General features: G+C 52.4%; 23 protein-coding genes. 12 read left to right on the top strand and 11 right to left on the bottom strand.

Features of this window, described 5'->3' with window-relative positions; all coding sequences use genetic code 11:
• The first annotated feature begins 14 nt into the window (after positions 1–14).
• Positions 15–2,168 carry a YccS family putative transporter gene (gene yccS, locus AC07UY_RS10040; RefSeq protein ID WP_203358246.1) on the top strand — a complete coding sequence of 718 codons (2,154 nt, stop codon included), beginning with the start codon at positions 15–17 and terminating at the stop codon, positions 2,166–2,168.
• Here yccS and AC07UY_RS10045 read toward each other — a convergent pair.
• Positions 2,146–2,760, bottom strand: a complete 615-nt coding sequence (locus tag AC07UY_RS10045; protein ID WP_494659518.1) for a TfoX/Sxy family DNA transformation protein — start codon at positions 2,758–2,760, stop codon at positions 2,146–2,148. The two genes, yccS and AC07UY_RS10045, sit on opposite strands and share 23 nt — an antisense overlap.
• Before the next feature lie 217 nt (positions 2,761–2,977).
• Here AC07UY_RS10045 and sulA point away from each other — a divergent pair, with 217 nt between their 5' ends.
• Positions 2,978–3,487: an SOS-induced cell division inhibitor SulA gene (gene sulA, locus AC07UY_RS10050; protein WP_494659517.1), complete on the top strand. Its 510-nt coding sequence runs from the start codon at positions 2,978–2,980 to the stop codon at positions 3,485–3,487.
• Between the two features lie 354 nt (positions 3,488–3,841).
• Positions 3,842–4,882: a porin OmpA gene (ompA, locus tag AC07UY_RS10055; protein ID WP_494659516.1), complete on the top strand. Its 1,041-nt coding sequence runs from the start codon at positions 3,842–3,844 to the stop codon at positions 4,880–4,882.
• A gap of 85 nt (positions 4,883–4,967) precedes the next feature.
• On the opposite strand, the gene matP is transcribed toward ompA, so the two are convergent.
• A complete protein-coding gene (matP, locus tag AC07UY_RS10060; protein WP_203358249.1) occupies positions 4,968–5,420 on the bottom strand; it encodes a macrodomain Ter protein MatP in 453 nt (150 codons plus the stop codon).
• 185 nt (positions 5,421–5,605) lie between these two features.
• Between matP and AC07UY_RS10065 the strand changes: the two genes are divergently transcribed.
• Positions 5,606–7,366 (top strand): AAA family ATPase, encoded by a 1,761-nt coding sequence (locus AC07UY_RS10065; RefSeq protein ID WP_494659515.1) that lies wholly within the window; start codon positions 5,606–5,608, stop codon positions 7,364–7,366.
• Positions 7,367–7,434: 68 nt separating this feature from the next.
• Positions 7,435–7,953, top strand: a complete 519-nt coding sequence (gene fabA, locus AC07UY_RS10070) for a bifunctional 3-hydroxydecanoyl-ACP dehydratase/trans-2-decenoyl-ACP isomerase (protein ID WP_010429339.1) — start codon at positions 7,435–7,437, stop codon at positions 7,951–7,953.
• Between the two features lie 94 nt (positions 7,954–8,047).
• Here fabA and rmf read toward each other — a convergent pair whose 3' ends face one another.
• The 6 genes from rmf to rlmKL form a co-directional block, all read right to left on the bottom strand.
• A complete protein-coding gene (gene rmf, locus AC07UY_RS10075) occupies positions 8,048–8,215 on the bottom strand; it encodes a ribosome modulation factor (RefSeq protein WP_192611800.1) in 168 nt (55 codons plus the stop codon).
• Between the two features lie 256 nt (positions 8,216–8,471).
• Positions 8,472–9,035 carry a membrane integrity-associated transporter subunit PqiC gene (pqiC, locus tag AC07UY_RS10080; protein ID WP_494701117.1) on the bottom strand — a complete coding sequence of 188 codons (564 nt, stop codon included), beginning with the start codon at positions 9,033–9,035 and terminating at the stop codon, positions 8,472–8,474.
• A complete protein-coding gene (gene pqiB / locus AC07UY_RS10085) occupies positions 9,032–10,672 on the bottom strand; it encodes an intermembrane transport protein PqiB (protein ID WP_203358251.1) in 1,641 nt (546 codons plus the stop codon). Before pqiB ends, pqiC begins: the two co-directional genes overlap by 4 nt.
• A gap of 4 nt (positions 10,673–10,676) precedes the next feature.
• The gene (gene pqiA / locus AC07UY_RS10090; RefSeq protein WP_494659514.1) at positions 10,677–11,930 is read right to left on the bottom strand and encodes a membrane integrity-associated transporter subunit PqiA; all 1,254 of its coding nucleotides are present in this window, start codon (positions 11,928–11,930) and stop codon (positions 10,677–10,679) included.
• A 14-nt stretch (positions 11,931–11,944) separates the two neighbouring features.
• Entirely contained in the window at positions 11,945–13,852 is a 1,908-nt protein-coding gene (locus tag AC07UY_RS10095) for an ABC transporter ATP-binding protein (RefSeq protein WP_203358253.1), read from the bottom strand.
• 12 nt (positions 13,853–13,864) lie between these two features.
• Positions 13,865–15,973, bottom strand: a complete 2,109-nt coding sequence (gene rlmKL / locus AC07UY_RS10100) for a bifunctional 23S rRNA (guanine(2069)-N(7))-methyltransferase RlmK/23S rRNA (guanine(2445)-N(2))-methyltransferase RlmL (protein WP_494701118.1) — start codon at positions 15,971–15,973, stop codon at positions 13,865–13,867.
• Between the two features lie 97 nt (positions 15,974–16,070).
• Between rlmKL and AC07UY_RS10105 the strand changes: the two genes are divergently transcribed.
• Complete coding sequence (locus AC07UY_RS10105) at positions 16,071–17,180, top strand: YcbX family protein (RefSeq protein ID WP_494701119.1); 1,110 nt, start codon at positions 16,071–16,073, stop codon at positions 17,178–17,180.
• On the opposite strand, the gene zapC is transcribed toward AC07UY_RS10105, so the two are convergent.
• Positions 17,177–17,719 carry a cell division protein ZapC gene (gene zapC, locus AC07UY_RS10110; RefSeq protein WP_494701120.1) on the bottom strand — a complete coding sequence of 181 codons (543 nt, stop codon included), beginning with the start codon at positions 17,717–17,719 and terminating at the stop codon, positions 17,177–17,179. The genes AC07UY_RS10105 and zapC overlap by 4 nt on opposite strands.
• Positions 17,720–17,885: 166 nt before the next feature.
• Positions 17,886–18,896 (bottom strand): quinone-dependent dihydroorotate dehydrogenase, encoded by a 1,011-nt coding sequence (gene pyrD / locus AC07UY_RS10115; protein WP_192611792.1) that lies wholly within the window; start codon positions 18,894–18,896, stop codon positions 17,886–17,888.
• A 254-nt stretch (positions 18,897–19,150) separates the two neighbouring features.
• Here pyrD and ssuE point away from each other — a divergent pair, with 254 nt between their 5' ends.
• The 5 genes from ssuE to ssuB are packed head-to-tail and all read left to right on the top strand — an operon-like array spanning position 19,151 to position 23,408.
• The gene (gene ssuE, locus AC07UY_RS10120; protein ID WP_494701121.1) at positions 19,151–19,726 is read left to right on the top strand and encodes an NADPH-dependent FMN reductase; all 576 of its coding nucleotides are present in this window, start codon (positions 19,151–19,153) and stop codon (positions 19,724–19,726) included.
• Entirely contained in the window at positions 19,719–20,693 is a 975-nt protein-coding gene (locus AC07UY_RS10125) for a sulfonate ABC transporter substrate-binding protein (protein WP_494659510.1), read from the top strand. The genes ssuE and AC07UY_RS10125 overlap by 8 nt, the downstream gene beginning before the upstream one ends.
• Complete coding sequence (gene ssuD / locus AC07UY_RS10130; RefSeq protein WP_494659509.1) at positions 20,690–21,835, top strand: FMNH2-dependent alkanesulfonate monooxygenase; 1,146 nt, start codon at positions 20,690–20,692, stop codon at positions 21,833–21,835. Before AC07UY_RS10125 ends, ssuD begins: the two co-directional genes overlap by 4 nt.
• Before the next feature lie 11 nt (positions 21,836–21,846).
• Positions 21,847–22,638 (top strand): aliphatic sulfonate ABC transporter permease SsuC, encoded by a 792-nt coding sequence (ssuC, locus tag AC07UY_RS10135; protein ID WP_494659508.1) that lies wholly within the window; start codon positions 21,847–21,849, stop codon positions 22,636–22,638.
• Positions 22,635–23,408 (top strand): aliphatic sulfonates ABC transporter ATP-binding protein, encoded by a 774-nt coding sequence (gene ssuB, locus AC07UY_RS10140; protein WP_494701122.1) that lies wholly within the window; start codon positions 22,635–22,637, stop codon positions 23,406–23,408. The genes ssuC and ssuB overlap by 4 nt, the downstream gene beginning before the upstream one ends.
• A 36-nt stretch (positions 23,409–23,444) precedes the next feature.
• On the opposite strand, the gene AC07UY_RS10145 is transcribed toward ssuB, so the two are convergent.
• Positions 23,445–24,341 carry a LysR family transcriptional regulator gene (locus tag AC07UY_RS10145; protein WP_494701123.1) on the bottom strand — a complete coding sequence of 299 codons (897 nt, stop codon included), beginning with the start codon at positions 24,339–24,341 and terminating at the stop codon, positions 23,445–23,447.
• 107 nt (positions 24,342–24,448) lie between these two features.
• Here AC07UY_RS10145 and AC07UY_RS10150 point away from each other — a divergent pair, with 107 nt between their 5' ends.
• The gene (locus AC07UY_RS10150; RefSeq protein WP_494701124.1) at positions 24,449–25,537 is read left to right on the top strand and encodes a linear amide C-N hydrolase; all 1,089 of its coding nucleotides are present in this window, start codon (positions 24,449–24,451) and stop codon (positions 25,535–25,537) included.
• Positions 25,538–25,559: the final 22 nt, after the last annotated feature.

The following is a 25,559-nucleotide window of genomic DNA, read 5'->3' on the forward strand; positions in this document are numbered from 1 at the left end:
GACTGATGGCCTTTATGTTGAGTCCCTTGCTTAGGCGGTACACCTGGAACAGTACCTGGTTATATTATGTGCGTATTTTTATCGCGCTGTGTGGCACAACGGCCCTGCCCTGGTGGCTGGGCGATGTAAAACTGACCATACCCCTAACGCTGGGTATGGTGGCCGCTGCGTTGACCGATCTGGATGATCGCCTTGCAGGACGTCTGCGCAATCTGATCATCACCCTGATCTGTTTTTTCATCGCCTCCGCCTCCGTGGAATTGTTGTTTCCGTGGCCCTGGCTTTTCGCCATTGGCCTGACGTTATCGACCAGCGGATTTATTTTGCTCGGCGGTCTCGGTCAGCGCTACGCGACCATTGCTTTTGGCGCATTGCTGATCGCCATCTACACCATGCTTGGCGCATCGCTGTACGAGCAGTGGTACCAGCAACCACTGTTTCTGCTGGCTGGGGCTGTATGGTACAACCTGCTTACGCTGACCGGGCATCTGTTATTCCCTATCCGCCCGCTGCAGGATAATCTGGCGCGCAGCTATGAGCAGCTCGCACATTATCTGGAATTAAAATCCCGGTTATATGATCCGGATATTGAAGATGAGAGCCAGGCACCTTTGTACGATTTAGCGCTGGCCAACGGGCAACTGATGGCGACGCTGAACCAGACTAAAATCTCTCTGCTCACTCGTCTGCGTGGCGACCGTGGGCAACGCGGTACGCGCCGCACGCTGCACTACTATTTTGTTGCGCAGGATATTCATGAACGGGCCAGTTCATCGCATATCCAGTATCAAACGTTACGCGATCATTTCCGCCACAGCGACGTGATGTTCCGCTTTCAGCGTCTGATGTCGATGCAAGGGCAAGCCTGTATGCATCTGTCGCGCTGCCTTTTACTGCGCACGCAATATCAACATGATCCGCATTTTGAACGTGCATTCACGCACCTTGACGCGGCGCTCGAACGCATGCGGGCTGGCGGCGCTTCAGCAGACTTACTGAAAACGCTGGGATTTTTACTCGCAAACTTACGCGCAATAGATGCGCAACTGGCCACGATTGAATCTGAGCAAGCGCAGGCGATGCCTCGCAATGAATCAGAGAATCAGTTGGCAGACGATAGCCCGCACGGATTCAGCGATACCTGGCTACGGTTCAGCCGCAATTTCACGCCAGATTCCGCCCTGTTTCGTCACGCAGTAAGAATGTCGTTGGTTCTCTGCCTGGGTTATGCCTTGATTCAAATAACCGGAATGGATCACGGTTACTGGATCCTGCTTACCAGTCTGTTTGTGTGCCAGCCAAACTATAACGCCACCCGACATCGTCTGGCGTTGAGGATTATCGGCACGTTGGTGGGTGTCGCCATTGGTTTGCCGATATTGTGGTTCGTTCCCTCCCTCGAAGGGCAATTGATCCTGCTGGTAATTACAGGCGTGCTGTTTTTCGCATTTCGCAATGTGCAGTATGCCCATGCCACGATGTTCATTACCTTACTGGTGTTGCTGTGCTTTAACTTGCTGGGAGAAGGTTTTGAGGTCGCTCTGCCGCGCGTCATTGATACTCTCATTGGCTGTGCCATCGCGTGGGCTGCCGTCAGTTTCATCTGGCCAGACTGGCGTTTTCGCAACCTTCCGCGTGTTCTGGAACGCGCGACAGATGCAAACTGCCGCTACCTGGATGCAATCCTCGAACAATATCACCAGGGTCGTGATAATCGACTGGCCTACCGTATTGCCCGCCGGGATGCACACAATCGCGATGCAGAGCTGGCATCGGTGGTGTCCAATATGTCGAGCGAGCCCGATGTCACCGCAGAAACGCGTGAGGCCGCGTTTCGGTTACTCTGCCTCAACCATACTTTTACCAGCTACATTTCCGCGTTAGGCGCTCACCGTGAGCAGTTAACCAATCAGGAAGTTCTGACCCTGCTGGACGATGCGGTATGCTATGTCGATGATGCGCTTCATCATCAGCCCGCAGACGAACAACGGGTACATCAGGCGCTGGAGGGGCTAAAACAGCGGATTCAGCATCTGGAACCTCTCCCGGACAGCAAAGAACCGCTTGTCGTGCAGCAGATTGGCTTGCTGATCGCGTTGCTCCCTGAGATCGGTCGTCTGCAACGACAGATTACGCAACTGCCGTCTAATACCCCTGTTCTGTCATAAGTGTCTGAACCCAATCTGCAAGCTCCTGGCGGCGCGCCGCCGGGAGCGCGGCTTCATGTACCCCGAGAATCGCCCCTTCAAGGGAATAGAGAATTTTCACCGTCAGGGATTTATTAAGATGACGAAGCCTTAGCCAACTCATTTTCGCCCCCAGATTCCGTAATGTGCTCTCATCTTTAATCCCCGCTTCGTTCAGGAGGATCTCCAGATGAAAGGTCATATTCGGTAAATCCTTCAGACGATGTTGCGAAAAACGGGAATGTTTTTCCTTTACCGCCGCATCCAGCGAATACTGCGACAAGCACACCAGTTGCTGCTGGTCGCACCACAAGCTTTCATCCACCCGATAATAGTGGAGCATTACCTGACGTCCGCGCTTCATAAACGTCAGCCAGACAGGTGGATGTTTCACACAGTACTGTACGCTTTGCTCGCAGGCACGAAGGTATAACTCACCATTAGCAACCATCGCAAAGACAGTATCCCCAATACTCAAACTGTAACTGCCAAACAGCGAGCGGTAGCCAATCGTGCCCAGTGAAGCCAGGTATTCTTGAGATTTATAGATTCGACTATAAGAATGTGCTCTCATAAAAATCCTTTTTAAATCATAAGCTAAATAAATAAATTGCAGTAACAACTCCGTTAATGACGAAAATAGGCAACTTATTCTAAAGGGGCAAGATGAATTTTGTTTTTACTGCGACGACGAATAAAAATTGCGAGTCTGTTTCCGAAAATAAGGTTGATCTTTATTGGTCACAGGGTTACTGTATATCCATACAGTAACTCACAGGGCTGGATTGATTATGTACACATCAGGTTATGCAAATCGTTCTTCGGCGCTCTCTTCCACTTCCGGTCGAATTGCGCGTGTCTCTTCGGAGAACTCCACCGCAGGGCTTATCAGTGAAGTGGTCTACCGCGAAGACCAGCCCATGATGACCCAATTACTCCTTTTGCCCCTGCTGCAACAATTAGGGCAGCAATCGCGCTGGCAGCTCTGGCTGACGCCACAGCAAAAACTCAGCCGTGAATGGGTGCAGTCAGCAGGACTTCCCCTCACTAAGGTGATGCAAATAAACCAGCTTTCTCCGTGCCATACTTTAGAATCAATGATTCGGGCATTGCGCACAGGAAATTACAGTGTCGTGATCGGTTGGTTGTCGGATGAATTGACCGAAGAAGAGCATACGCAACTGGTAAAAGCTGCCGATGAGGGAAATGCAATGGGATTTATTATGCGTCCGGTACGAGCCCACTCCTTAGCCACGAGACAGCATTCCGGACTAAAAATTCACTCTAATTTGTATCATTGAGTAAAATTAGGATTAATCCTGGATTTTTTTTTCATGCTTTACCGGTGTATTGAAGCCTAAGGCTTTTTTGGTGCGAACGCTTGCCAGAAGCGGTTTCAGCGATTTTTGCAGCTCAATTTCTCATCTCTAAATGTTAAATAATGTGTATACAAGCCTTTTTTTTTTATATGCCTGACGGAGTTCACACTTGTAAGTTTTCCACTACGTTGTAGACTTTACATCGCCAGGGGTGTTCGGCCTAAGCCGCAGATTCGGTAGAGTAACTATTGAGCAGGTCCCCCGGTGAAGGATTTAACCGTGTTATCTCGTTGGAGATATTCATGGCATATTTTGGATGATAACGAGGCGCAAAAAATGAAAAAGACAGCTATCGCGATTGCAGTGGCACTGGCTGGTTTCGCTACCGTAGCGCAGGCCGCTCCGAAAGATAACACCTGGTATACCGGTGCTAAACTGGGCTGGTCTCAGTTCCATGACATTGGCAACAACCAAATCAACAACAACGGTTCAACTGAAGAAAGCCAGCTGGGCGCAGGCGCGTTCGGTGGTTATCAGGTTAACCCGTACGTTGGTTTCGAAATGGGTTACGACTGGTTAGGTCGTATGCCGTACAAAGGCAACACTCAGACCGGCGCTTTCAAAGCTCAGGGCGTTCAGCTGACCGCTAAACTGGGTTACCCAATCACTGACGATCTGGACATCTACACTCGTCTGGGTGGTATGGTTTGGCGTGCAGACGCTAAAAACAACACTGGCTTCAAAGACCACGACACTGGCGTATCCCCAGTATTCGCAGGTGGTGTTGAGTATGCAATTACTCCTGAAATCGCTACCCGTCTGGAATACCAGTGGACCAACAACATCGGTGACGCTAACACCGTTGGTGGTCGTCCGGACAACGGCCTGCTGAGCGTAGGTGTTTCCTACCGTTTCGGCCAGGGTGAACCGGCTCCAGTTGTAGCTCCGGCTCCGGCTCCAGAAGTACAGACCAAGCACTTCACTCTGAAGTCTGACGTTCTGTTCAACTTCAACAAAGCAACTCTGAAACCAGAAGGCCAGCAGGCTCTGGATCAGATGTACAGCCAGCTGAGCAACCTGGATCCGAAAGACGGTTCCGTTGTTGTTCTGGGCTTCACTGACCGCATCGGTTCTGACGCTTACAACCAGGGTCTGTCCGAGAAACGTGCTCAGTCCGTTGTTGATTACCTGATCTCTAAAGGTATTCCTTCTGACAAAATCTCTGCACGTGGCATGGGCGAATCCAACCCGGTTACTGGCAACACCTGTGACAACGTGAAAGCTCGCGCTGCACTGATCGACTGCCTGGCTCCGGATCGTCGTGTTGAGATCGAAGTTAAAGGTATCAAAGACGTTGTAACTCAGCCTCAGGCTTAAGTTTCCGTCTAATAAAAAACCCCGCTTGCGGGGTTTTTTTTTGCCATGCCACTGTGTACTCAGAACATGCTGGCAGAGCCATACGCTATTCTTTACCCAATAAGGCCTGCAGATCCTGCTTCAGCGTAGACATCTGACTGGCGTACTTCTCTTTATGTTCCGCATCCTCAATCAATTGCACTATCGTTTCTGAAAGCGTTTTGCCACGGCGCTGCGCAAGTCCAGCCAGGCGTTGCCAGACGATAAATTCTAAATCGATCGATTTCTTACGCGTATGCTGATGCTCAGCATTAAAGTGTCGTTTGCGTCGTGCCCGTATCGTCTGTTTCATCCGATTTAGCAGCGCAGGGTTCATATGCTCGTCAATCCAGGTATTGACCCGAACCGGCTCATTCTCGAGGGTTAGCAACAAATCGACGGCCTCTTTGGCTGCGCTGGCCTCCACGTAACGGGTAATCAACTCCCCTTCGCGGTGCTTTTTCACCAGATACTTCCACTTCCAGCCGCTTTCAAGATTTTCAAGTTGTTGATATTTCATTGCGATCTCAATGTTACCGTGTAACTCTTATCAGAATATCAGCTTTTTAAGCATCTGAAGAAAAGAATATCCAGCCTGTGAACTGTCGCGCGTCATACTGCGTGTTTCCGTTCGCTTTCCACGTGTGCAGTGTTGCCGGTTACGGTATAATCGCGTTTTTCACAACAGACTAAAAAACCTCAACTTTGACCATTACGAAACTTGCATGGCGTGATCTGGTTCCTGATACCGACAGTTATCAGGAGATATTTGCACAGCCACACTTTACTGACGAAAACGACACCTTACTCAGTGATACTCAACCGCGATTGCAGTTTGGTCTGGAGCAACTTCTCCAGCCACGTGCGTCGTCATCTTTTATGCTGGCAAAGGCCCCGCAAGAGCTTGAGTATATCAACCTCCTGGCCGATGCAGTCCGAACGCTGCACACCGACGACGGTAAGTTGACCGGCGGTCATTACGAGATTTCAGGTCATCACATTCGTTTTCGCGAAGCAGAAAAAGCAGAAGACAATTTTGCGACGTTAACTCAGGTGGTCAGTGCCGACTGGGTTGAAGCCGAACAACTGTTTGGCTGCCTGCGTCAGTTTAACGGAGAAATCACCCTGCAACCCGGCCTGGTACATCAGGCTAATGGCGGCATTCTGGTTATTTCTCTGCGCACGCTGCTGGCCCAGCCCCTGTTATGGATGCGCCTGAAAGCCATCGTGAGCCGCGAAAGCTTTGACTGGGTCGCATTCGATGAGTCTCGCCCGCTGCCTGTTTCCGTGCCCTCTATGCCGCTTAAAATGAAAGTGGTACTGGTGGGTGACCGCGAGTCGTTAGCGGATTTCCAGGAAATGGAGCCGGAACTCGCAGAGCAGGCTATCTATAGCGAATTTGAAGACAACCTGCAGATCGTGGATGAAGAATCCATGACGCAGTGGTGCCAGTGGGTGACCCAGGTCGCCAGAAGCAATAATCTGCCTTACCCCGGCCCTGATGCGTGGCAGGTCCTGATTCGTGAAGCGGTGCGCTATACTGGCGAGCAGGACACCTTGCCGCTCTGCCCGCTATGGATTGCTCGTCAGTTCAAAGACGTCGCCCCGCTGTGTGAAGGGGAGACCTGCAACGCAGAACAACTTCGTCTGATGCTCGCCCAGCGTGAATGGCGCGAGGGTTTCCTTGCCGAACGGATGCAGGATGAAATCCTCCAGGAACAGATCCTGATCGAAACCGAAGGCGAACGCATTGGTCAAATCAATGCGCTCTCGGTGATTGAGTTTCCTGGTCACCCTCGCGCATTTGGCGAACCGTCACGTATTAGCTGCGTGGTGCATATTGGCGATGGGGAATTCACTGACATTGAGCGAAAAGCGGAACTTGGCGGGAATATCCATGCCAAGGGAATGATGATCATGCAGGCTTTCCTGATGTCTGAGCTGCAGCTTGAGCAGCAGATCCCGTTTTCCGCCTCGCTGACCTTTGAACAGTCCTACAGCGAAGTCGATGGCGACAGCGCATCAATGGCTGAATTATGCGCGTTGATCAGTGCTCTGGCTGATGTTCCTGTTAATCAAAGTATCGCGATTACCGGTTCTGTCGATCAATTCGGTCGTGCACAACCGGTAGGCGGTTTAAACGAGAAGATTGAAGGCTTCTTTACTATTTGTCAGCAGCGAGAATTATCAGGCAAGCAAGGCGTGATTATTCCAGCGGCCAACGTCAGACATCTTAGTCTGCAACCTGCGCTGCTACAGGCCGTTGAAGAAGAGAAATTCAGTATCTGGGCGGTGGATGACGTGACAGACGCCCTGCCGCTTCTGTTAAATCTGGTGTGGGACGGTGAAGGTCAGACAACGCTGATGCAAACTATCCAGGAGCGTATTGCAGCAGCAACGCAACTGGAAGGTCGTCACCGTTTCCCCTGGCCGCTGCGTTGGCTGAATTGGTTTGTTCCGAACTGATCGGACTTGTTCAGCGTACACGTGTTAGCTATCCTGCGTGCTTCAATAAAATAAGGCTTACAGAGAACATGGTAGATAAACGCGAATCCTATACAAAAGAAGACCTTCTTGCCTCTGGTCGCGGTGAACTGTTTGGCGCTAAAGGCCCACAACTGCCAGCACCAAGCATGTTGATGATGGACCGTGTCGTCAAGATGACTGAAACCGGTGGCAACTTTGACAAAGGTTATGTCGAAGCTGAGCTGGATATTAACCCGGATCTTTGGTTCTTCGGGTGTCACTTTATCGGCGATCCGGTCATGCCGGGCTGTTTAGGTCTGGACGCAATGTGGCAGCTGGTTGGATTCTATCTCGGCTGGTTGGGCGGTGAAGGTAAAGGCCGCGCCCTGGGCGTAGGCGAAGTGAAATTTACCGGCCAGGTTCTGCCGACCGCGAAAAAAGTCACTTACCGTATCCACTTCAAGCGCATCGTTAACCGTCGCCTGATCATGGGTCTGGCTGATGGTGAAGTTCTGGTCGATGGCCGTCTGATCTACACCGCCAATGACCTGAAAGTGGGCCTGTTCCAGGACACTTCCGCGTTCTAATCCTGCACTTTTACAGCCAGCCACTTTTGCTGACTGAGTGATAAAAGGCGAAACCTCCGCAATGCGGAGGTTTCTTTTTTCTAAAGAGACAGAATCAGGCCAAAACTGCCCTGTCCGCCATGGCTTCTCGCCAGCCTCCCAGCCAGTATGACCTCTGATTCAGCGTCTGATAGGGACACATTTCTTTTGAGCGTCCGGCGATGCCGGCCTGATATCCACGTTGATGTGCCCGATCCAGGCGATCTCGTTTTTGTCTCTTCATGCCTCGTTTCCCTCATCTTTTATCTGGTGGAAAAGAAAACAGTGATTACGAAGTGTGCAATCACACTAAAACGAATACCGCGAAACATTGGTTCCGTCAATGCGCAAAATTCACGCCAGTGTCATATTTGTGAGCTACCCAATAATTCATTTGTACAAGAAATGTGAGCCAGGACAGCTATTTTCCCGGAATAATAATGAAAAAAAACCGCCTCAGGGGTTAGTCTGAGGCGGTTTAATTTACAATTTTTTAAACTTTAAGGAAGGCGTTTTATCTCCTGAGCGATAGACGCGGCCTCCTGGTTCCATGCCGTTGCCAGCACTTTTACCATCTCATCATAGCCATCCTGCTGCTGTGTCGCCTCCAGATGGAATGGACGCTTAATCAGCTGCCCCTGATGGTTCAGAAGCCACTCACCACTCACGATAACCTTGCCATCATAGCGACCGTGGAATCCGGTCACCGTGACGTTTAGCGTGTCCTGAGTGCTTCCCAGCGGCTGAGAGGCGACAACCCAACCCGGAAGCTGGGTATTCAGGCTGGCCACCAGCGTATTGCGCAACTGCTGGTCCAGCGGGCTGGCCCAGAGGTTGTTGTTCGCAATCACGTACTTCACATCGCTGGTCTGATAGACCACGCCATTCCCTGCCAGGTAATCAGGTACCGAAACCTGTTCCACCCACAGCAGACGGTTTCCCTGATTCGCGGTACTTTGCATGCCCCCCTGCGCAATGGGCAGTTGGTAATAGCTTTTACTTTCTCCACCGGAGCTGCATGCCGTCAGCCAGACCGACATCATCACCACTAGCCACTTTTTCATTGTTTCGCCCTCTTCGGCTCTGGATCTTTCTTGTCCTTCGCTTCAAACACCAGCGCATTGCTCTTATCGTTGAGCGTTTTCAGAACCGGCTGCAGTTCGCGGAGTACCTGATCAAGACGCTGCATATCCGCCACCATCTTGTTATACGCGGCAGAACCTGGCTGGAAGCCCTGCATACTGCGGTTCAGTTCGCGTAGCGTAGTTTGCATATCCGCTGGAAGCTGCTGCATCGACTCACTGGACGTAATCTTGTTCATGTTGTCCAGCGTGGTTTGCAGGTGCTTCATCGTACGCTGGCTTTCAGTGAGCGTATTGGTCGCCTGCTCAATCATCGGATTCAACGGCAGATTGTTGATTTTATCCAGCGCTTCCATCAGACGTTGTTGGATCTGCGCCAGACCACCACTCACGGTCGGAATGATCTGATAGCCGCTAAACTCACGGATGCCCTTAATAGGGGGTTCCTTCGGATAGAAATCGAGGTCAACATACAGCGCACCAGTCACCAGATTCCCCGTTTTTAACGATGCACGTAAGCCACGGTTCAGCAATTCCTGCAGATGTGCGCCCACATCCGTATTTTCGCCTAACTGTGCTTTCAGACGCTCAGGTTCGATACGGATCAGTACCGGGATGCGGAAGTCGTTGTTAAATACCTGACGCATATTTGGCACAAAGAACGGCACTTTGCTGACGGTACCCAGACGAATACCACGGAATTCCAGCGGCGCGCCAGGTTGTAATCCACGAACCGAATCTTTAAAGAACACCAGATAGTCGATATGGTCGGTAAACAACGAATCCTGAATACTCTTCTGATCGTCATAGAGGACGAACGCCGATTTTTCCGCGACAGGTTGCCCCTGCTCAAGCCCTTCCGGGACGTCAAAACTGACACCGCCGCCAAACAAGGTGGTCAGCGAGCCCATCTCTACGCGCATTCCCGCAGAGGTGAGATCGACCGCAATGCCGCTGTCTTTCCAGAAACGCACATTATTGGTGACCAGGCGGTCGTTCGGCGCATTGATAAAGAGCTGATAGCTAATGCTGCGCTTTTGCGGATCAAACGTGCTGGTTTCAACGGAGCCTACACGATAGCCACGGAACAGCACCGGATCGCCCGGACTTAACTGCCCGGCCTTTTTGCTGTCCAGAATCACGCGGATCCCTTTCGCATCCGGCGGCGCCAGCGGCGGAGAGTCCAGCAGATCGTATTTATTGAGCTGGCTTCCTTTATTACCTGGCTGCAGTTCAATATAGGCGCCAGACAGCAGCGTACCTAAGCCGCTGATCCCCTCACGTCCTACCTGTGGCTTAACCACCCAGAAGACAGAATCTTTATGCAGCAACTTTTCCATGCCGGAATTGAGGCGTGCTTTGATTTCTACATGGGTTAAGTCATCGGTTAGCGTCGCGCTTTCGACAACACCAACGTCGACGCTACGGCTTTTTATGGTGGTTTTACCGCCCTCAATGCCTTCGGCATTGGTGGTAATCAGGGTGACTTCTGGTCCCTGATGACTGTAGTGGTAAAACAGAACCCATGCCCCAATAAGCGCAGTGACGATGGGGAATATCCACACGGGAGACCAGTTCTTTACCTTCTGCACTTTGGCTTCCCCACTTTTAGATTCCATGCTGTCAGGACTCCTCATGGTCTGGTTCTGGTTTACGGTCCCACGACAGACGAGGATCAAACGTCATCGCAGAAAACATTGTCATAATGACGACTAAAGCAAACATCAACGCACCCATTGCAGGATAAATGTTCATCAACCCTCCCATGCGCACCAGCGCAGAGAGTACGGCAATAACAAAAACATCGATCATTGACCAACGACCGACAAATTCCACGACTTCGTAAATCAAATGCATTCTTTCGCTGTCACGCTTTCCATGCCCTTTTGCGTCCCAGCATAACCATGCAATCGCAATCATTTTTAACGTTGGCACCATAATACTGGCGATAAATATCACAGCCGCAACCGGATAAGATCCCTCTCTCCACAGTAAAACCACCCCAGCAATAATGGTGGATGGCAATTTTGAACCCAGCAAATCAGTAATCATAATCGGCATGATATTGGCTGGAAGGTAAAGCATGATCGAGGTGAACAGCAATGCCATGGTCCACTGCAGACTGTTTTTACGTCGCACATGCCCTTTGGTATTACAGCGTGGACACACCAGCTCATCGGCAGGCAGTACCGCCGTACAGCAGGAACAGGAACGTAAACCTTGTTGAATCCCCGGCGTTCCCACTTTTAACGGCTGCGCAATTTCAGGCGCAGGCGCAATGTCATCCCACAGCCAGCGACGATCCACACACTGAAACGTACGGAGCTGCAAAATACAAAACAGACACCACGGAATGAAACTGCTGCCTACGCCAATATCGCCGTAGGCCATCAGTTTGACAAAACTCACCAATATCCCGGCGAGAAATATTTCAGCCATGCCCCAGGATTTTAACTGGAACAAAACGCGCGCCAGCCTGGCCTGTAGTTTTTCCGGCATGGCAACACGATTAACGAGCAGTAATATCGTGATCAGGCAAAAGGCGGGCACCACCTGAACGAATAATAAAAAGAAGGTACCGAGACTGGCGTAATCTTCAGAAAATAAAACGCCCGGAATTTCCAGAAACGAAACTTCACTGCTCACCCCCGCCACATTCATACTCACGAAAGGGAATAGGTTGGAGAGTAGCAGCATGAATAAAGCCACTATTGCATACGCGGTGGGACGCTGCCTTGGCGCGTCCCACTCGGTTGTTAATGTTGTGCCACATCGTGGGCATGCCGCTTTTTGTCCATGCTCTAACGGGGGTAATGCCACCAGCATGTCACATTGCGAGCATAATATATGCCTCGCAGCATGGTGATGTTCGCACATATGTGCTCCTTTAATTATGCGCCATTCTTCAAGGCTTCAAGATACTCCCAGCGCTCAAAGGCTTGCTCAAGTTCTTGTTCCGCTTCACTCAGGTCAGCCAGAACTTTTTGTGTATGCTCATGCGGCTGGCTAAAAAAGGCGGCGTCAGCAACTTGCGCCTGCAGCGTTTCCAGTTTAGCTTCCAGCTCTTCAAGCTGCTGGGGTAGCTGTTCCAGTTCGCGCTGTAGTTTATAGCTTAGTTTGCCACTCGCTCGTTTTACAATTTCTGCTTTAAGTGCAGCAGGTTCCTCATTTTTTTTCACAACAGGCTGTTTAAACGCCAGATGTTGTACCTGTTGTCCACGCGCATCGTGATAGCCGCCGACATAGCGACCAATTTTGCCGTCACCTTCGAAGATCCAACATTCCGTCACGGTGTTGTCCACAAACTGACGATCGTGGCTCACCAGCAAGACTGTCCCCTGATAACCGTCAATCATTTCTTCCAGCAACTCGAGGGTTTCGACGTCGAGATCGTTGGTTGGTTCATCAAGAATTAAAAGATTGCTGGGTTTGAGGAATAAACGCGCCAGCAGCAGACGGTTGCGCTCGCCACCCGACAATGCGCGAACCGGCGTCATGGCACGTTTAGGGTGAAACAAAAAGTCCTGTAGGTAGCCCAGCACATGGCGTGATTTACCGTTAACCATCACCTCTTGTTTGCCTTCCGCGAGGTTGTCCATCACAGTCTTATCGGGATCCAGTTCGGCGCGATGCTGATCAAAATAGGCCACTTCGAGCTTTGTACCGACATGAATACGGCCACTGTCAGCCTGAAGCTGGCCCAGCATCAGTTTCAGCAACGTCGTTTTACCGCAGCCATTTGGCCCAATCAGCGCAATTTTGTCGCTGCGTTGTACCTGCGCGGAGAAATCTTTCACCAGCTGTTTGCCATCAACCTGGTAATCCACGTTTTCCATTTCGAAGACGATTTTGCCCGAGCGCGTCGCTTCTTCGACCTGCATCTTCGCAGTACCCATGACTTCGCGGCGTTCGCCACGTTCACGACGCATAGCTTTCAGTGCGCGGACGCGACCTTCGTTACGCGTACGACGCGCCTTAATCCCCTGACGGATCCACACCTCTTCCTGGGCCAGTTTGCGATCAAACTCCGCATTCTGTAGATCTTCGACCCGCAGCGCTTCTTCTTTCTCCAGCAGATACTGATCGTAATCGCCCGGATAAGAGACCAGCTTCCCGCGATCCAGATCGACAATACGGGTCGCCATATTACGAATGAACGAACGGTCGTGAGAGATAAAAATGATCGTGCCATTGAAGGATTTCAGGAATCCTTCCAGCCAGTCGATAGCTTCAATGTCCAGGTGGTTAGTCGGTTCGTCCAGCAGCAATACGCGCGGGTTGCTCACCAATGCTCTGCCCAGCGCAGCTTTACGCAGCCATCCCCCCGAAAGGGAAGAGAGCGCCGCGTTAGGATCAAGCCCTAATTGCGCCAACACTTCATTAATACGGCTTTCGAGCTGCCACAGGTTATGGTGATCGAGTTGTTCCTGTACCCGCGCCATTTCATTGAGGTTCTTATCGCTGGGATCAGTCATCACGATGCGAGAAATATCGTGATACCGTTTCAGGTATTCCGCCTGTTCCTCGATACCCTCGGCGACAAAATCATACACGCTGCCTGCAACGTTACGCGGGGGATCCTGTTGCAAACGCGCAACCACCAGATCCTGTTCATAAATAATGCGCCCGTCATCCAGACCTTGTTCGCGGTTGAGGATCTTCATCAGGGTCGACTTTCCGGCGCCGTTACGGCCCACCAGACAGACGCGTTCGTTATCTTCGATATGCAATTCTGCATTATCAAGAAGCGGCGCATCGCTAAACGACAGCCATGCGCCATGCATACTGATTAATGACATTTACTTTTCCTTTCAGGCTGAGGTAATCAGCCAGCAGTTGTGGATCTGGCGGTTACGGGCAAAGTCCTGGGATTGCGTTTTCTGCGTAATTTCTTGTGCTTTCAGTCCCAGTGCTGCCAGTCCGTCGAGATCCATACGGAATCCACGTTTGTTGTTAGAGAACATGATGGTGCCGCCCTTACGCAGCAGACGTTTCAGATCCTTCATCAGCGCCAGATGATCGCGCTGCACATCAAACGAATCTTCCATACGTTTTGAGTTAGAAAACGTCGGTGGATCGATGAAAATAAGATCGAATTGCTCATTCGCCTCACGCAACCATCCCAAACAATCCGCCTGGATTAAACGATGCGCACGACCGCTCAGGCCATTCAGTCGCAAGTTGCGCTCCGCCCACTCCAGATAGGTACGCGACATATCTACCGTGGTGGTGCTGCGGGCGCCACCCAAACCAGCATGTACGCTGGCGCTGCCGGTATAGGAGAAGAGGTTAAGGAAATCTTTCCCCTGGCTCATTTGGCCCAGCATGCGGCGCGCAATTCGGTGATCAAGGAACAGGCCCGTATCCAGATAGTCGGTCAGGTTGACCCACAGACGCGCGTTGTATTCGCTCACTTCGATGAACTCGCCCTTCTCGTTCATCTTCTGGTACTGGTTTTTCCCTTTCTGACGCTCACGCGTTTTCAGCACCAGCTTGTTCGGGGCCATCTCCAGCACGGCGAGGGTCGCCGCAATGATATCAAACAGACGCTGGCGCGCTTTTTGCGCATCTACCGTTTTCGGCGGCGCATATTCCTGGATAACCACCCACTCACCGTAGCGGTCAACCGCCACGTTATATTCCGGGAGGTCGGCATCATAAAGGCGATAGCATTCAATCCCTTCCTGACGCGCCCACTTCTCCAGCTTCTTAATATTTTTACGCAGTCGGTTGGCGTAATCTTCCGCCACCGTGGCAGGCTTGCTTTCAGAAGTGGTCTCTGCGACGTGGTAGTTTTTCTGCACACAATCCAGCGGACCGTTTTTGGCCTTGAATTGTTTATCGGCGCGCAATTGCAGACTGCTGAGCAAATCCGGAGACGCGCTGAACAACGACAAATTCCAGCCGCCGAACTGGTTTTTCATGTTACGGCCGAGCAGGCTATGTAACGCGATAAGCGCCGGCTCGCTGTCCAGACGTTCACCGTACGGCGGGTTACTGATAACCGTCCCGTGCGGACCTTCGGGCAGCGGATTGCTCAGCTGTGCAACGTCTTTGACTTCGAAAGTGATGAGATCGCCAATGCCTGCGCGGCGGGCGTTACTGCGCGCACGCTCAATCACGCGCGCATCGCTGTCTGAACCATAAAAGCGTGAGCTGTAGTCGGCCAGGCCTTTGCGGGCACGAACCTGCGCTTCCGCTTTTACTTCCTGCCAGACTGCCTCATCATGCTGCGCCCAACCGCTGAAGCCCCAGTATCCACGGTGTAAGCCTGGGGCACGATCGGTCGCCCACATTGCCGCTTCAATTAACAGCGTACCCGAACCGCACATTGGGTCGAGCAGTGGCGTGCCCGGCTGCCAGCCAGAACGCATCACAATCGCCGCCGCCAGCGTTTCTTTAATTGGCGCCTGACCAGTACGATCGCGATAGCCACGCTGATGCAGACCGTCGCCGCTCAGATCAAGGGCGATACTGGCGGTGTCTTTGTTCAGCCAGACATTGATACGTAAATCCGGGGATTCACGATCCACATTCGGGCGCGGCAGATTCTTGCGGGTGAAGGCGTCCACGATGGCATCCTTCACTTTCATTGCGCCGTACTGACTGTTACGGATGGTGTCATTCAGGCCACTGAAGTGCACGGCAAACGTGGCACCAGGATTAAAAATCTCTGTCCAGTCGATTGCCTGAACGCCGAGATACAGGTCCAGATCGCTATAGACCTTGCATTCCCCCATCGGCAATATGATGCGAGAGGCCAGACGGCTCCACATCAGGCTCTGGTAAACAAGCCGTGTGTCGCCCTTAAAATGGACACCACCCTGAACGACCTGGCACTCATCGGCGCCCAGGTTTTCCAGTTCAGTTTTTAACAGCTCTTCCAGCCCACGGGCCGTACTGGCAAACAGAGAATTCATATCGTCACTTTTACTCGGGGAAAATTGCTGCGCATTATAGCTAATATGGGCTGTATGTCATAAAGTTGAGGGCTTATTTTCATTTGAGGGCTGTACAGTGGTGACGTTAACCAGACTTTTTGTTCATCCGGTTAAATCAATGCGCGGCATTGGCCTGACACACGCGCTGGCTGACGCCAGTGGTCTGGCGTTTGATCGTATTTTTATGATAACCACCCCCGATGGCACGTTCATCACTGCCCGCCAGTTCCCGCAAATGGTTCGCTTTACCCCTTCCCCGTTGCACGACGGGCTGCATCTTACCGCCCCGGACGGCAGCAGCGCGCTGGTACGGTTTGCTGATTTTGCCGAACAAGATGCCCCAACTGAAGTCTGGGGAAACCATTTTACCGCCCGCATCGCACCCGATGCTGTTAATCGGTGGCTGAGTGGTTTCTTTTCCCGCGAAGTGCAATTACGGTGGGTCGGACCAAACCTGACGCGACGCGTTAAACAACACAGCGGCGTACCGCTCTCCTTCGCGGATGGTTTTCCCTACCTGCTGACCAGTGAAGCCTCTCTGCGTGATTTACAACAGCGCTGCCCGGCCAGCGTGAAAATGGAACAGTTTCGCCCTAACCTGGTGGTGAGCGGTGCTGCCGCCTGGGAAGAGGACACCTGGAAAGTGATCCGCATTGGCGACGTTATTTTTGACGTTGCAAAGCCGTGCAGCCGCTGTATTTTCACCACTGTCAGCCCGGAAAAAGGGCAAAAACATCCTTCTGGCGAACCGTTAGCCACATTACGGCGTTTTCGCACGGCCCTGGATAATGGCGATGTTGATTTCGGTCAGAATCTGATTGCGCGCAACAGTGGCGTGATCCGCACAGGCGATGAGGTCGAAATACTGGCTACGGGGCCGGCAAAAGCATACGGTGCCGCGGCACCTGACGATACCGTCACTGCAGAACAACACCCGGATGCTGCGGTGAATATCGACTGGCATGGACAGACTTTTCGTGGCAACAACCAGCAGGTGTTGTTAGAACAGCTGGAAAACCAGGGGATTCGGGTTCCCTATTCGTGTCGGGCGGGTATTTGCGGTTGCTGCCGGGTACGGTTGCTGGAGGGCGAAGTCAGCCCGCTGAAAAAATCAGCGATAGGCGAGGATGGCACGATTCTTTGCTGTAGTTGTGTGCCGAAAACGGCGCTCAGACTGGAAAGTTAAACGGCTTGCTCAAGGCTGAAACTGTCAATAATGGCTTGCGGTTTCAGTCTGTCATTCATGATCTTTATCGCATCACCCAGCTGCATCGTGCGTCCCGCGACCACCACGCCAGGCTGAGCAAGCAGACAAAGCGCCGCATTTTCACCCGGTTCCACCACCAGTAAATTGACCTGCTCTTCGGTGTCGCTCAAGTACACGCAGGCCGCATCGCCGGAGACGGGCGACCAGTCTTCTGCATGCGCAACAAAGTGCCAGCTTTTTGGCATCTGGGGTTTGAGGTAGCGAATAGCCACCAGCGCATTAAGCACCAGTTCCGCTTTCTGTTCTTTCGATAATTCAAGGTCGCGGCATTTTTCTTCAAAGGAAAAATAAAGCGCGGCATCTTCTACGCAAAAACCGGCGGGTGAAAAAGCATCAGGAGTGAGCATTTTGCGAGCAAAACGCGAGCGAAATAACATGCCATTGGCCAGATCGAGCATCATTCGATCATGCTCTTCATCATAATACCAGCGCCAGTTATCGTCAGGTTTAATTCGCATTCGTTTATCTCCTGGGCTTAACATCCTGTTGCAACATTGTCCTGATTGCCGCTTCGTTAATTGCCTTAATAAGAAAAGACTAAAATGTATAAATAAGCAACAGTGAAGGAATATAAAACAACCAGGGCTGGAAATAAAGCCCTGGTTGTCCGATTAAGGGAAAAGGTTAGAGATGGGTAACGATTTCTTTAATCAGCGGCGGACCTTTAAAAATAAAGCCGGAATAAATTTGCACCAGTGAGGCGCCAGCCGCCATTTTTTCACGCGCCGCTATCACCGAGTCAATACCACCGACACCAATAATCGGTAACTGCCCGTTTAATTCCTGCGACAGACGTCGAATAATTTCTGTACTTTTTAATTGCAGCGGTCGTCCACTCAAACCACCCATTTGGTCACAGTTTTTCATTCCCTGAACCAAAGAACGATCCAACGTTGTATTGGTGGCAATAACACCATCAATATTATGACGGACTAAACTGTCAGCAACCTGGATCAGTTCTTCTTCGGAAAGATCCGGCGCGATCTTTACCGCCACCGGCACATATTTTTGATGGATCGCCTGCAGATCGTTTTGTTTATTTTTAATTGCCGTCAATAAATCGTCCAGCGCATCGCCGTATTGCAGCGTGCGTAATCCTGGCGTATTTGGTGAAGAGATATTGATCGCGATATAACCTGCATAAGCATAGACTTTTTCCATACAAATCAGATAGTCATCTTTGCCTTGCTCTACCGGCGTATCTTTATTTTTACCGATATTAATCCCCAGGATGCCGTCAAAATGCGATTTTTTAACGTTCTCCACCAGGTTATCGACACCGTGGTTATTGAAGCCCATTCTGTTGATCAACCCTTCCGCATCGACCAGGCGGAAAAGGCGGGGTTTATCGTTGCCAGGCTGAGGGCGTGGCGTCACGGTGCCTATCTCTATCGAGCCAAACCCCATTGCGCCCAGCGCATCAATGCACTCCCCATCTTTATCCAGACCTGCGGCCAGACCAAGCGGGTTCTTAAAAGTCAGCCCCATACAGGTAACAGGCTTTGCTGGCACTTTCTGGCGCACAAGCGCTTCCAGCGGTGTACCTGTGACACGGCGTAATTGTTGAAATGTTAATTCATGAGCGCGCTCTGGATCGAGCTGAAAAAGGGCTTTACGAACGAAGGGGTAGTACATGAACTCTCCTGGATTCCCGGTGTGCAAACCGGGGGCGTATTATGTGCGATGTTGAACCAAAAGGGAATTGACCTGCGGCAATAAATGACGATGTCCACGCAATCGTTTTCTTCCTCCCCACTCAATTATGCGTTTTTCAGATTTTCTCTGCCGGATAAATCATTTCGATTCACAAAATCTCTCTGTCAGACTGCACAAATTGTTATCAACGTTAGTAAAAAGCAACTAATTGGTTATAAGGAGAGATTGAGAATATGCGCATCATCACTCTGGCGGGAAGTCCGCGTTTTCCCTCTCGTTCCAGTGCGTTACTGGAATATGCCCGTGAAAAACTCAGTGTTCTGGATGTCGAGGTCTGCCACTGGTACCTCCACAACTTTGCGCCTGAAGATCTTTTATATGCGCGATTCGACAGCCCCGCGCTGAAAACCCTGGTCGCCCAGTTAAAAGAGGCCGATGGGCTGATTGTCGCCACGCCCGTTTATAAAGCGGCCTATTCCGGGGCGTTAAAAACGTTGCTTGACCTGCTGCCTGAGCGGGCGCTCGACGGGAAGGTGGTGTTGCCTCTCGCCACCGGCGGCACCGTCGCGCATTTACTGGCCGTTGACTATGCGCTCAAGCCGGTATTAAGCGCGCTTAAAGCGCAGGAAATTCTGCATGGCGTGTTTGCTGATGACTCTCAGGTTATTGATTATCAGCATAAACCGCACTTCACCCCGAACCTACAACTGCGCCTGGACAACGCTCTCGAGACGTTCTGGCAGGCGCTGCATCGTCGGGATGTACAGGTTCCTGATTTTCACCCATCACAGGGGATCGCCCATGCTTAATCTCTTCAAACGTCATTCACCCTGGCTGGCGCTGACCGGTTTACTGTCACTTTCAGCCCTGTCTCACGCAGCGACCTCCACGCCCGAGACGCTGCGTATCGGTTATCAGAAAGGCAGCATCAGTATGGTGCTGGCAAAAAGCCACCAACTTCTGGAAACGCGCTATCCGCAAACGAAAATCTCCTGGGTAGAATTCCCGGCGGGGCCGCAGATGCTTGAAGCGCTGAATGTCGGCAGTATCGATCTGGGCAGCACTGGCGACATACCACCGATCTTCGCGCAGGCCGCCGGGGCGGACCTGGTGTATGTCGGCGTCGAACCGCCTAAACCGAAGGCAGAAGTGATTCTGGTACCTGAAAATAGTCCCATTAAAAGCGTGGCGGATTTAAAAGGGCGCAAGGTCGCTTTCCAGAAAGGTTCCAGTTCACATAACCTGCTGCTCCGGGCTTTGCAGCAGGCCGGGTTAAAATTTACCGATATTCAACCGACTTTTCTGACCCCGGCGGACGCCCGTGCGGCCTTCCAGCAGGGTAACGTCGATGCCTGGGCTATCTGGGATCCCTACTATTCAGCAGCACTTCTGCAAGGCGGCGTGCGCGTACTGAAGGACGGCTCTGACTTAAAACAAACCGGTTCGTTCTATCTGGCGGCGCGCCCGTATGCTGAAAAAAATGGCGCCTTTATTCAGGGCGTGCTCAACACCTTCAGTCAGGCCGATGCGCTGACGCTTAGCCAACGCGAACAAAGTATTGCGCTGCTTGCCAAAACGATGGGATTGCCCGCGCCGGTGATCGCCAGCTATCTGGATCATCGCCCACCGACCACAATCGCGCCGGTTGACGCCACGGTTGCCGCGCTGCAGCAACAAACCGCCGATCTGTTTTACGACAACCGCCTGGTACCGAAAAAAATCGATATTCGCGACCGCATCTGGCACGCCACTTCGCAGGAAGGAGAAAAATTATGAGTTTGAATATGTTCTGGTTTTTACCTACACACGGTGACGGGCACTATCTGGGAACAGAAGAAGGTTCGCGCCCGGTCACTCACGGTTATCTGCAACAAATCGCACAAACCGCAGACCGCCTGGGCTTTACCGGCGTGCTGATCCCCACCGGACGCTCCTGCGAAGATGCGTGGCTGGTTGCAGCGTCAATGATCCCGGTAACGCAACGGCTTAAGTTCCTCGTGGCGTTGCGCCCCAGCGTGACGTCACCCACGGTCGCCGCGCGCCAGGCCGCGACGCTCGACAGGCTCTCCAACGGTCGCGCGCTCTTTAATCTGGTCACCGGCAGCGATCCACAAGAGTTGGCAGGCGACGGCGTTTTCCTCGATCACAGCGAACGCTATGCCGCTTCTTCTGAATTTACTCAGGTCTGGCGGCGGTTATTGCAGGGCGAAACCGTCGATTTTCACGGCAAACATATTCACGTTCGCGGGGCAAAACTGTTCTTCCCGCCGATACAGCAGCCGCACCCTCCCCTCTACTTTGGCGGCTCTTCCGACGTGGCGCAGGATCTGGCCGCCGAACAGGTTGATCTTTATCTCACCTGGGGCGAACCGCCGGCGCTGGTGAGAGAGAAGATCGAACAGGTACGCGCCAAAGCCGCTGCGCGCGGGCGCAAGATCCGTTTTGGCATTCGTTTGCATGTGATTGTTCGCGAAACCAATGAAGAAGCCTGGCAGGCCGCAGATCGGCTGATTGCGCATCTGGATGATGACACCATTGCCAAAGCGCAGGCGGCTTTCGCCAGAACCGACTCCGTCGGTCAGCATCGTATGGCGGCGCTGCATAACGGCAAGCGGGACAAGCTTGAGATCAGCCCAAATCTGTGGGCAGGCGTCGGGCTGGTGCGTGGCGGTGCGGGAACCGCGCTGGTAGGCGATGGCCCAACGGTGGCAGCACGCATTAATGAGTATGCGGCGCTCGGTATCGACAGCTTTGTCCTCTCCGGTTATCCGCATCTCGAAGAGGCGTACAAAGTGGGTGAACTGCTGTTCCCGCATCTTGATATCGCGATACCGGAAATTCCGCAACCGCAGCCACTGCTTCAGCAGGGCGAAGCGGTGGCGAACGAATTTATCCCGCGTAACGTCGCGCAACGTTAAGGAATACATTGATGGCAACGCGAACACACAAAGGGTTACTGCGCGTTGCCCCCTGGTTTTTACCGGTGGGCATCGTTGCACTCTGGCAGCTTGCATCTTCAATTGGCTGGCTCTCCGGTCGCCTATTCCCTTCACCGGAAGGCGTGGTTGAAGCGTTCTGGACACTCTCCGTCAGTGGTGAGCTGTGGCAGCATTTGGCTATTAGCTCCTGGCGTGCGCTGATCGGCTTCTCGATCGGCGGATCGATTGGCCTGACACTGGGGCTTATCAGCGGTCTTTCACGCTGGGGGGAACGTCTGCTCGATACCTCAATTCAGATGCTGCGTAACGTGCCGCATCTGGCGCTGATCCCACTGGTTATCCTGTGGTTCGGTATTGATGAGTCCGCGAAGATCTTTCTGGTCGCGCTGGGGACACTGTTTCCTTTGTATATCAACACCTGGCACGGGATCCGCAATATCGATCGTGGATTAGTGGAGATGGCACGCAGTTACGGCCTGTCGGGTTTCCCGCTGTTTATCCACGTGATCCTGCCCGGCGCCCTCCCCTCGATTATGGTTGGCGTACGTTTTGCGCTTGGGCTGATGTGGCTGACGTTAATTGTGGCCGAAACGATTTCGGCTAACTCCGGGATTGGCTACCTGGCGATGAATGCCCGCGAATTTCTGCAAACGGATGTGGTCGTGGTCGCCATTATTCTCTATGCCCTGCTCGGTAAACTCGCCGATGTTAGCGCACAGTGGCTTGAGCGCATCTGGCTACGCTGGAACCCGGCCTATTACGTGAAGGAGGCAACCGTATGAATACCGCACGTCTGAATCAGGGCACACCGCTGCTGCTCAATGCGGTCACCAGGCGCTACGCCAGTAATACCGTGCTCAATCAATTGGATCTGCATATTCCGGCAGGCCAGTTTGTCGCCGTCGTCGGGCGTAGCGGCGGGGGTAAAAGCACCCTGCTGCGGCTGCTGGCCGGACTGGAAACACCGACGGCAGGCGAACTGCTCGCCGGAACCACCCCGCTAGCAGAAATCCAGGACGATACACGAATGATGTTTCAGGATGCGCGGCTGCTCCCGTGGAAGTCCGTTATCGACAATGTCGGGCTGGGGCTGAAAGGCTACTGGCAGGACGCTGCTCGCAAGGCGCTGGCGGCAGTCGGCCTGGAAAATCGTGCCACCGAATGGCCCGCCGCGCTCTCCGGAGGGCAGAAGCAGCGGGTGGCGCTGGCACGCGCCTTAATCCATCGACCCGGCCTGTTGCTGTTGGATGAGCCGCTTGGCGCACTGGATGCCTTAACCCGTCTGGAGATGCAGGATTTAATCGTCTCGCTGTGGCAGGCGCATGGCTTTACCGTGCTGCTGGTTACGCATGACGTCAGTGAAGCGGTTGCCATGGCCGACCGCGTGCTGCTGATTGAGGACGGGAAAATCGGTCTGGATCTGACCGTGGATATCCCGCGCCCGCGCCGACGGGGTTCGGTACGGTTAGCAGAGCTGGAAGCCGAAGTGTTAAACCGGGTGATGCAACGGGGAGATAACGCGTGGCCTGTTCGTCAGCTACAACACGGCTAACGGTGACATCGCAGGGCAGAATACACTGCCCTGCCTTCACGACAACGGTTCTTCATTCTCCCTGAATATCGCCGGCATTAATGAGAGTGATTGCAGAATGGCAGGTTGATTTTTTTGTCCCGGATCCCACAGCGCCACCAGCGGATGCGTCAGACCGGTATTGCCAAATTCCGCATCAATTTGGCTGATCCCAGGCCAACTCTCAGCCCCCAGATGCGTCGGTAATAATGCCCAGCCAAACCCCTGCGCCAATAATAATTGCAGCATATCCAGTTCATTAACCCGCTGAATGCGGTCGGCAATTTGCAAGCGCTGCGCCATATGCTCAGGTAATCCGGCAAAAGGAATGAGTTGTACCGAGGATGCAAGGCTGAGTAAAGAGACCGGGGAAGTGGGGAAAAAACCCTCCTTAGCATAGAGTGCCAGCGTTATTGCGCCTATTGACCGCCATTGAAAACGGGCATTGATAGGACGATTAATCGCCTGAAAGATCCCCATATCAGCCGCCCCTGACTCAATCATCTGCTCTGCACGTTCACGCCCGGTTAACAGCAGATCCAAATGAATGTGTTGTTTTTTTAGCACATCAGCCAAGCGCAACAAGAAACGCCGTGGCGTGAACGCGTCGTAGCACAACGTGAGTTGGGTATTTATCTGCTGAGGAATTTGCCCGGCTATCTGACCAAATGACTGCGCCTCCTGTAAAAACAGCCGCGCCTGTCGATAGAGCAACTGTCCTTCTGCCGTCAGTGTTAACGGTCGGGTGGTGCGATTAAAAAGTGAGTAGCCCAGATCCAGCTCAAGATAATCCACCAACTCACTCACGGTGGTGCGATCTTTTTTCAGTTTTTTCGCCGCAGCGGTCAGCGTGCCGCTTTCACAGACACAGGCAAACGCGTCAATTTGCGCAAGCGTAAAGCGGATCGGTTTCATGTTCATCCCCCAATAAACTCTGGGGGATTTTCCCACAGTCACTGACTCTGTGCGATCTGTTTTGTTCCCTACACTGACCTCGTCTTAGAACAACAAGGGAAAACACAATGAAAAGTCAATTGACTGCACTCGCCGCACTGACACTCGGTGCATCCATTACGTTAGGGGTGAGCGCAAGCGCAGACGCCTGCACCCGACTGTTTATGAACATGTATCCCGGCTATATGGTCAGCGCGCGTAATCTCGATTTTTTTGGCCCGGTAGACCCGTCTCTGGTGATCACCCCGCGCGGGATTGCACATAACGGCGGTGATGCTAAAGATAGCGCCCAATGGGTGACGCGCTATGGCAGCGTGGCCATCTATGCTGACGGCGTTTTTCCAATGGATGGTATGAATGAAAAAGGGTTGGCGGGGCATACGCTGTATTATTCAAATGGCAGCCAGGCGCAAAAAGATAACCAGGATAAACCGGTGTTAGAAAGTCGTGCCTGGCTGAGCTACATTCTGGACAACTACGCGACGGTTGACGAAGCCGTCAAAGGACTCCAGCAGAATGTGCGTCTGGTCGCGGCAAAAATGCCCATTGATTACGCATCCGACACCAAACATATCGCCATTGAAGACGTCAGCGGTGACTCTGCCATTATTGAGATCGACAACGGCACCGTACACGTTTACCACAATAAAGAATATCAGGTGATGACCAATCCTCCTGCCTACGACGCGCAGCTACGTAATCTGGCGAAATATAAGCATGCCAAACGTAGTGAGATCCCCGGAGGGCTTGAGGCGGACGAACGTCTGGTGCGCGCCAGCTTTAACCTGAAAAATGTGCCACAGCCCGACAACAAAAATCAGGCCCAGGGTTTTGTCTTATCCGCGATTAACAACGTGGCCTACCCTATTGGCTATCCGTCAGGTCCGGGTGAGCAAAAAGTCACTGATATGTATGCGAAATACAGTAAACGTTCGGATCAAAACAAAGGCATCGGCACTTACTGGACGACCCTTTCTGATTTAAGCCACGGGGAATACCACTTCAAATCGACGTTTGCTGCCGGTCAGGTGTGGATCAAAATGCAGGAGATTAACTTTGCTGCCGGTGAACCGGTGAAACGAATCGATCACCTGAATGACTATGCGCAAAAAGGATGGGAAGGGAACGTGCTGTCCCGGGCACAAATAGAGAAATAATCTCTGAGTGCAAAAAGCCCGG

Source organism: Citrobacter sp. GW821-FHT02E08 (assembly GCF_059421685.1).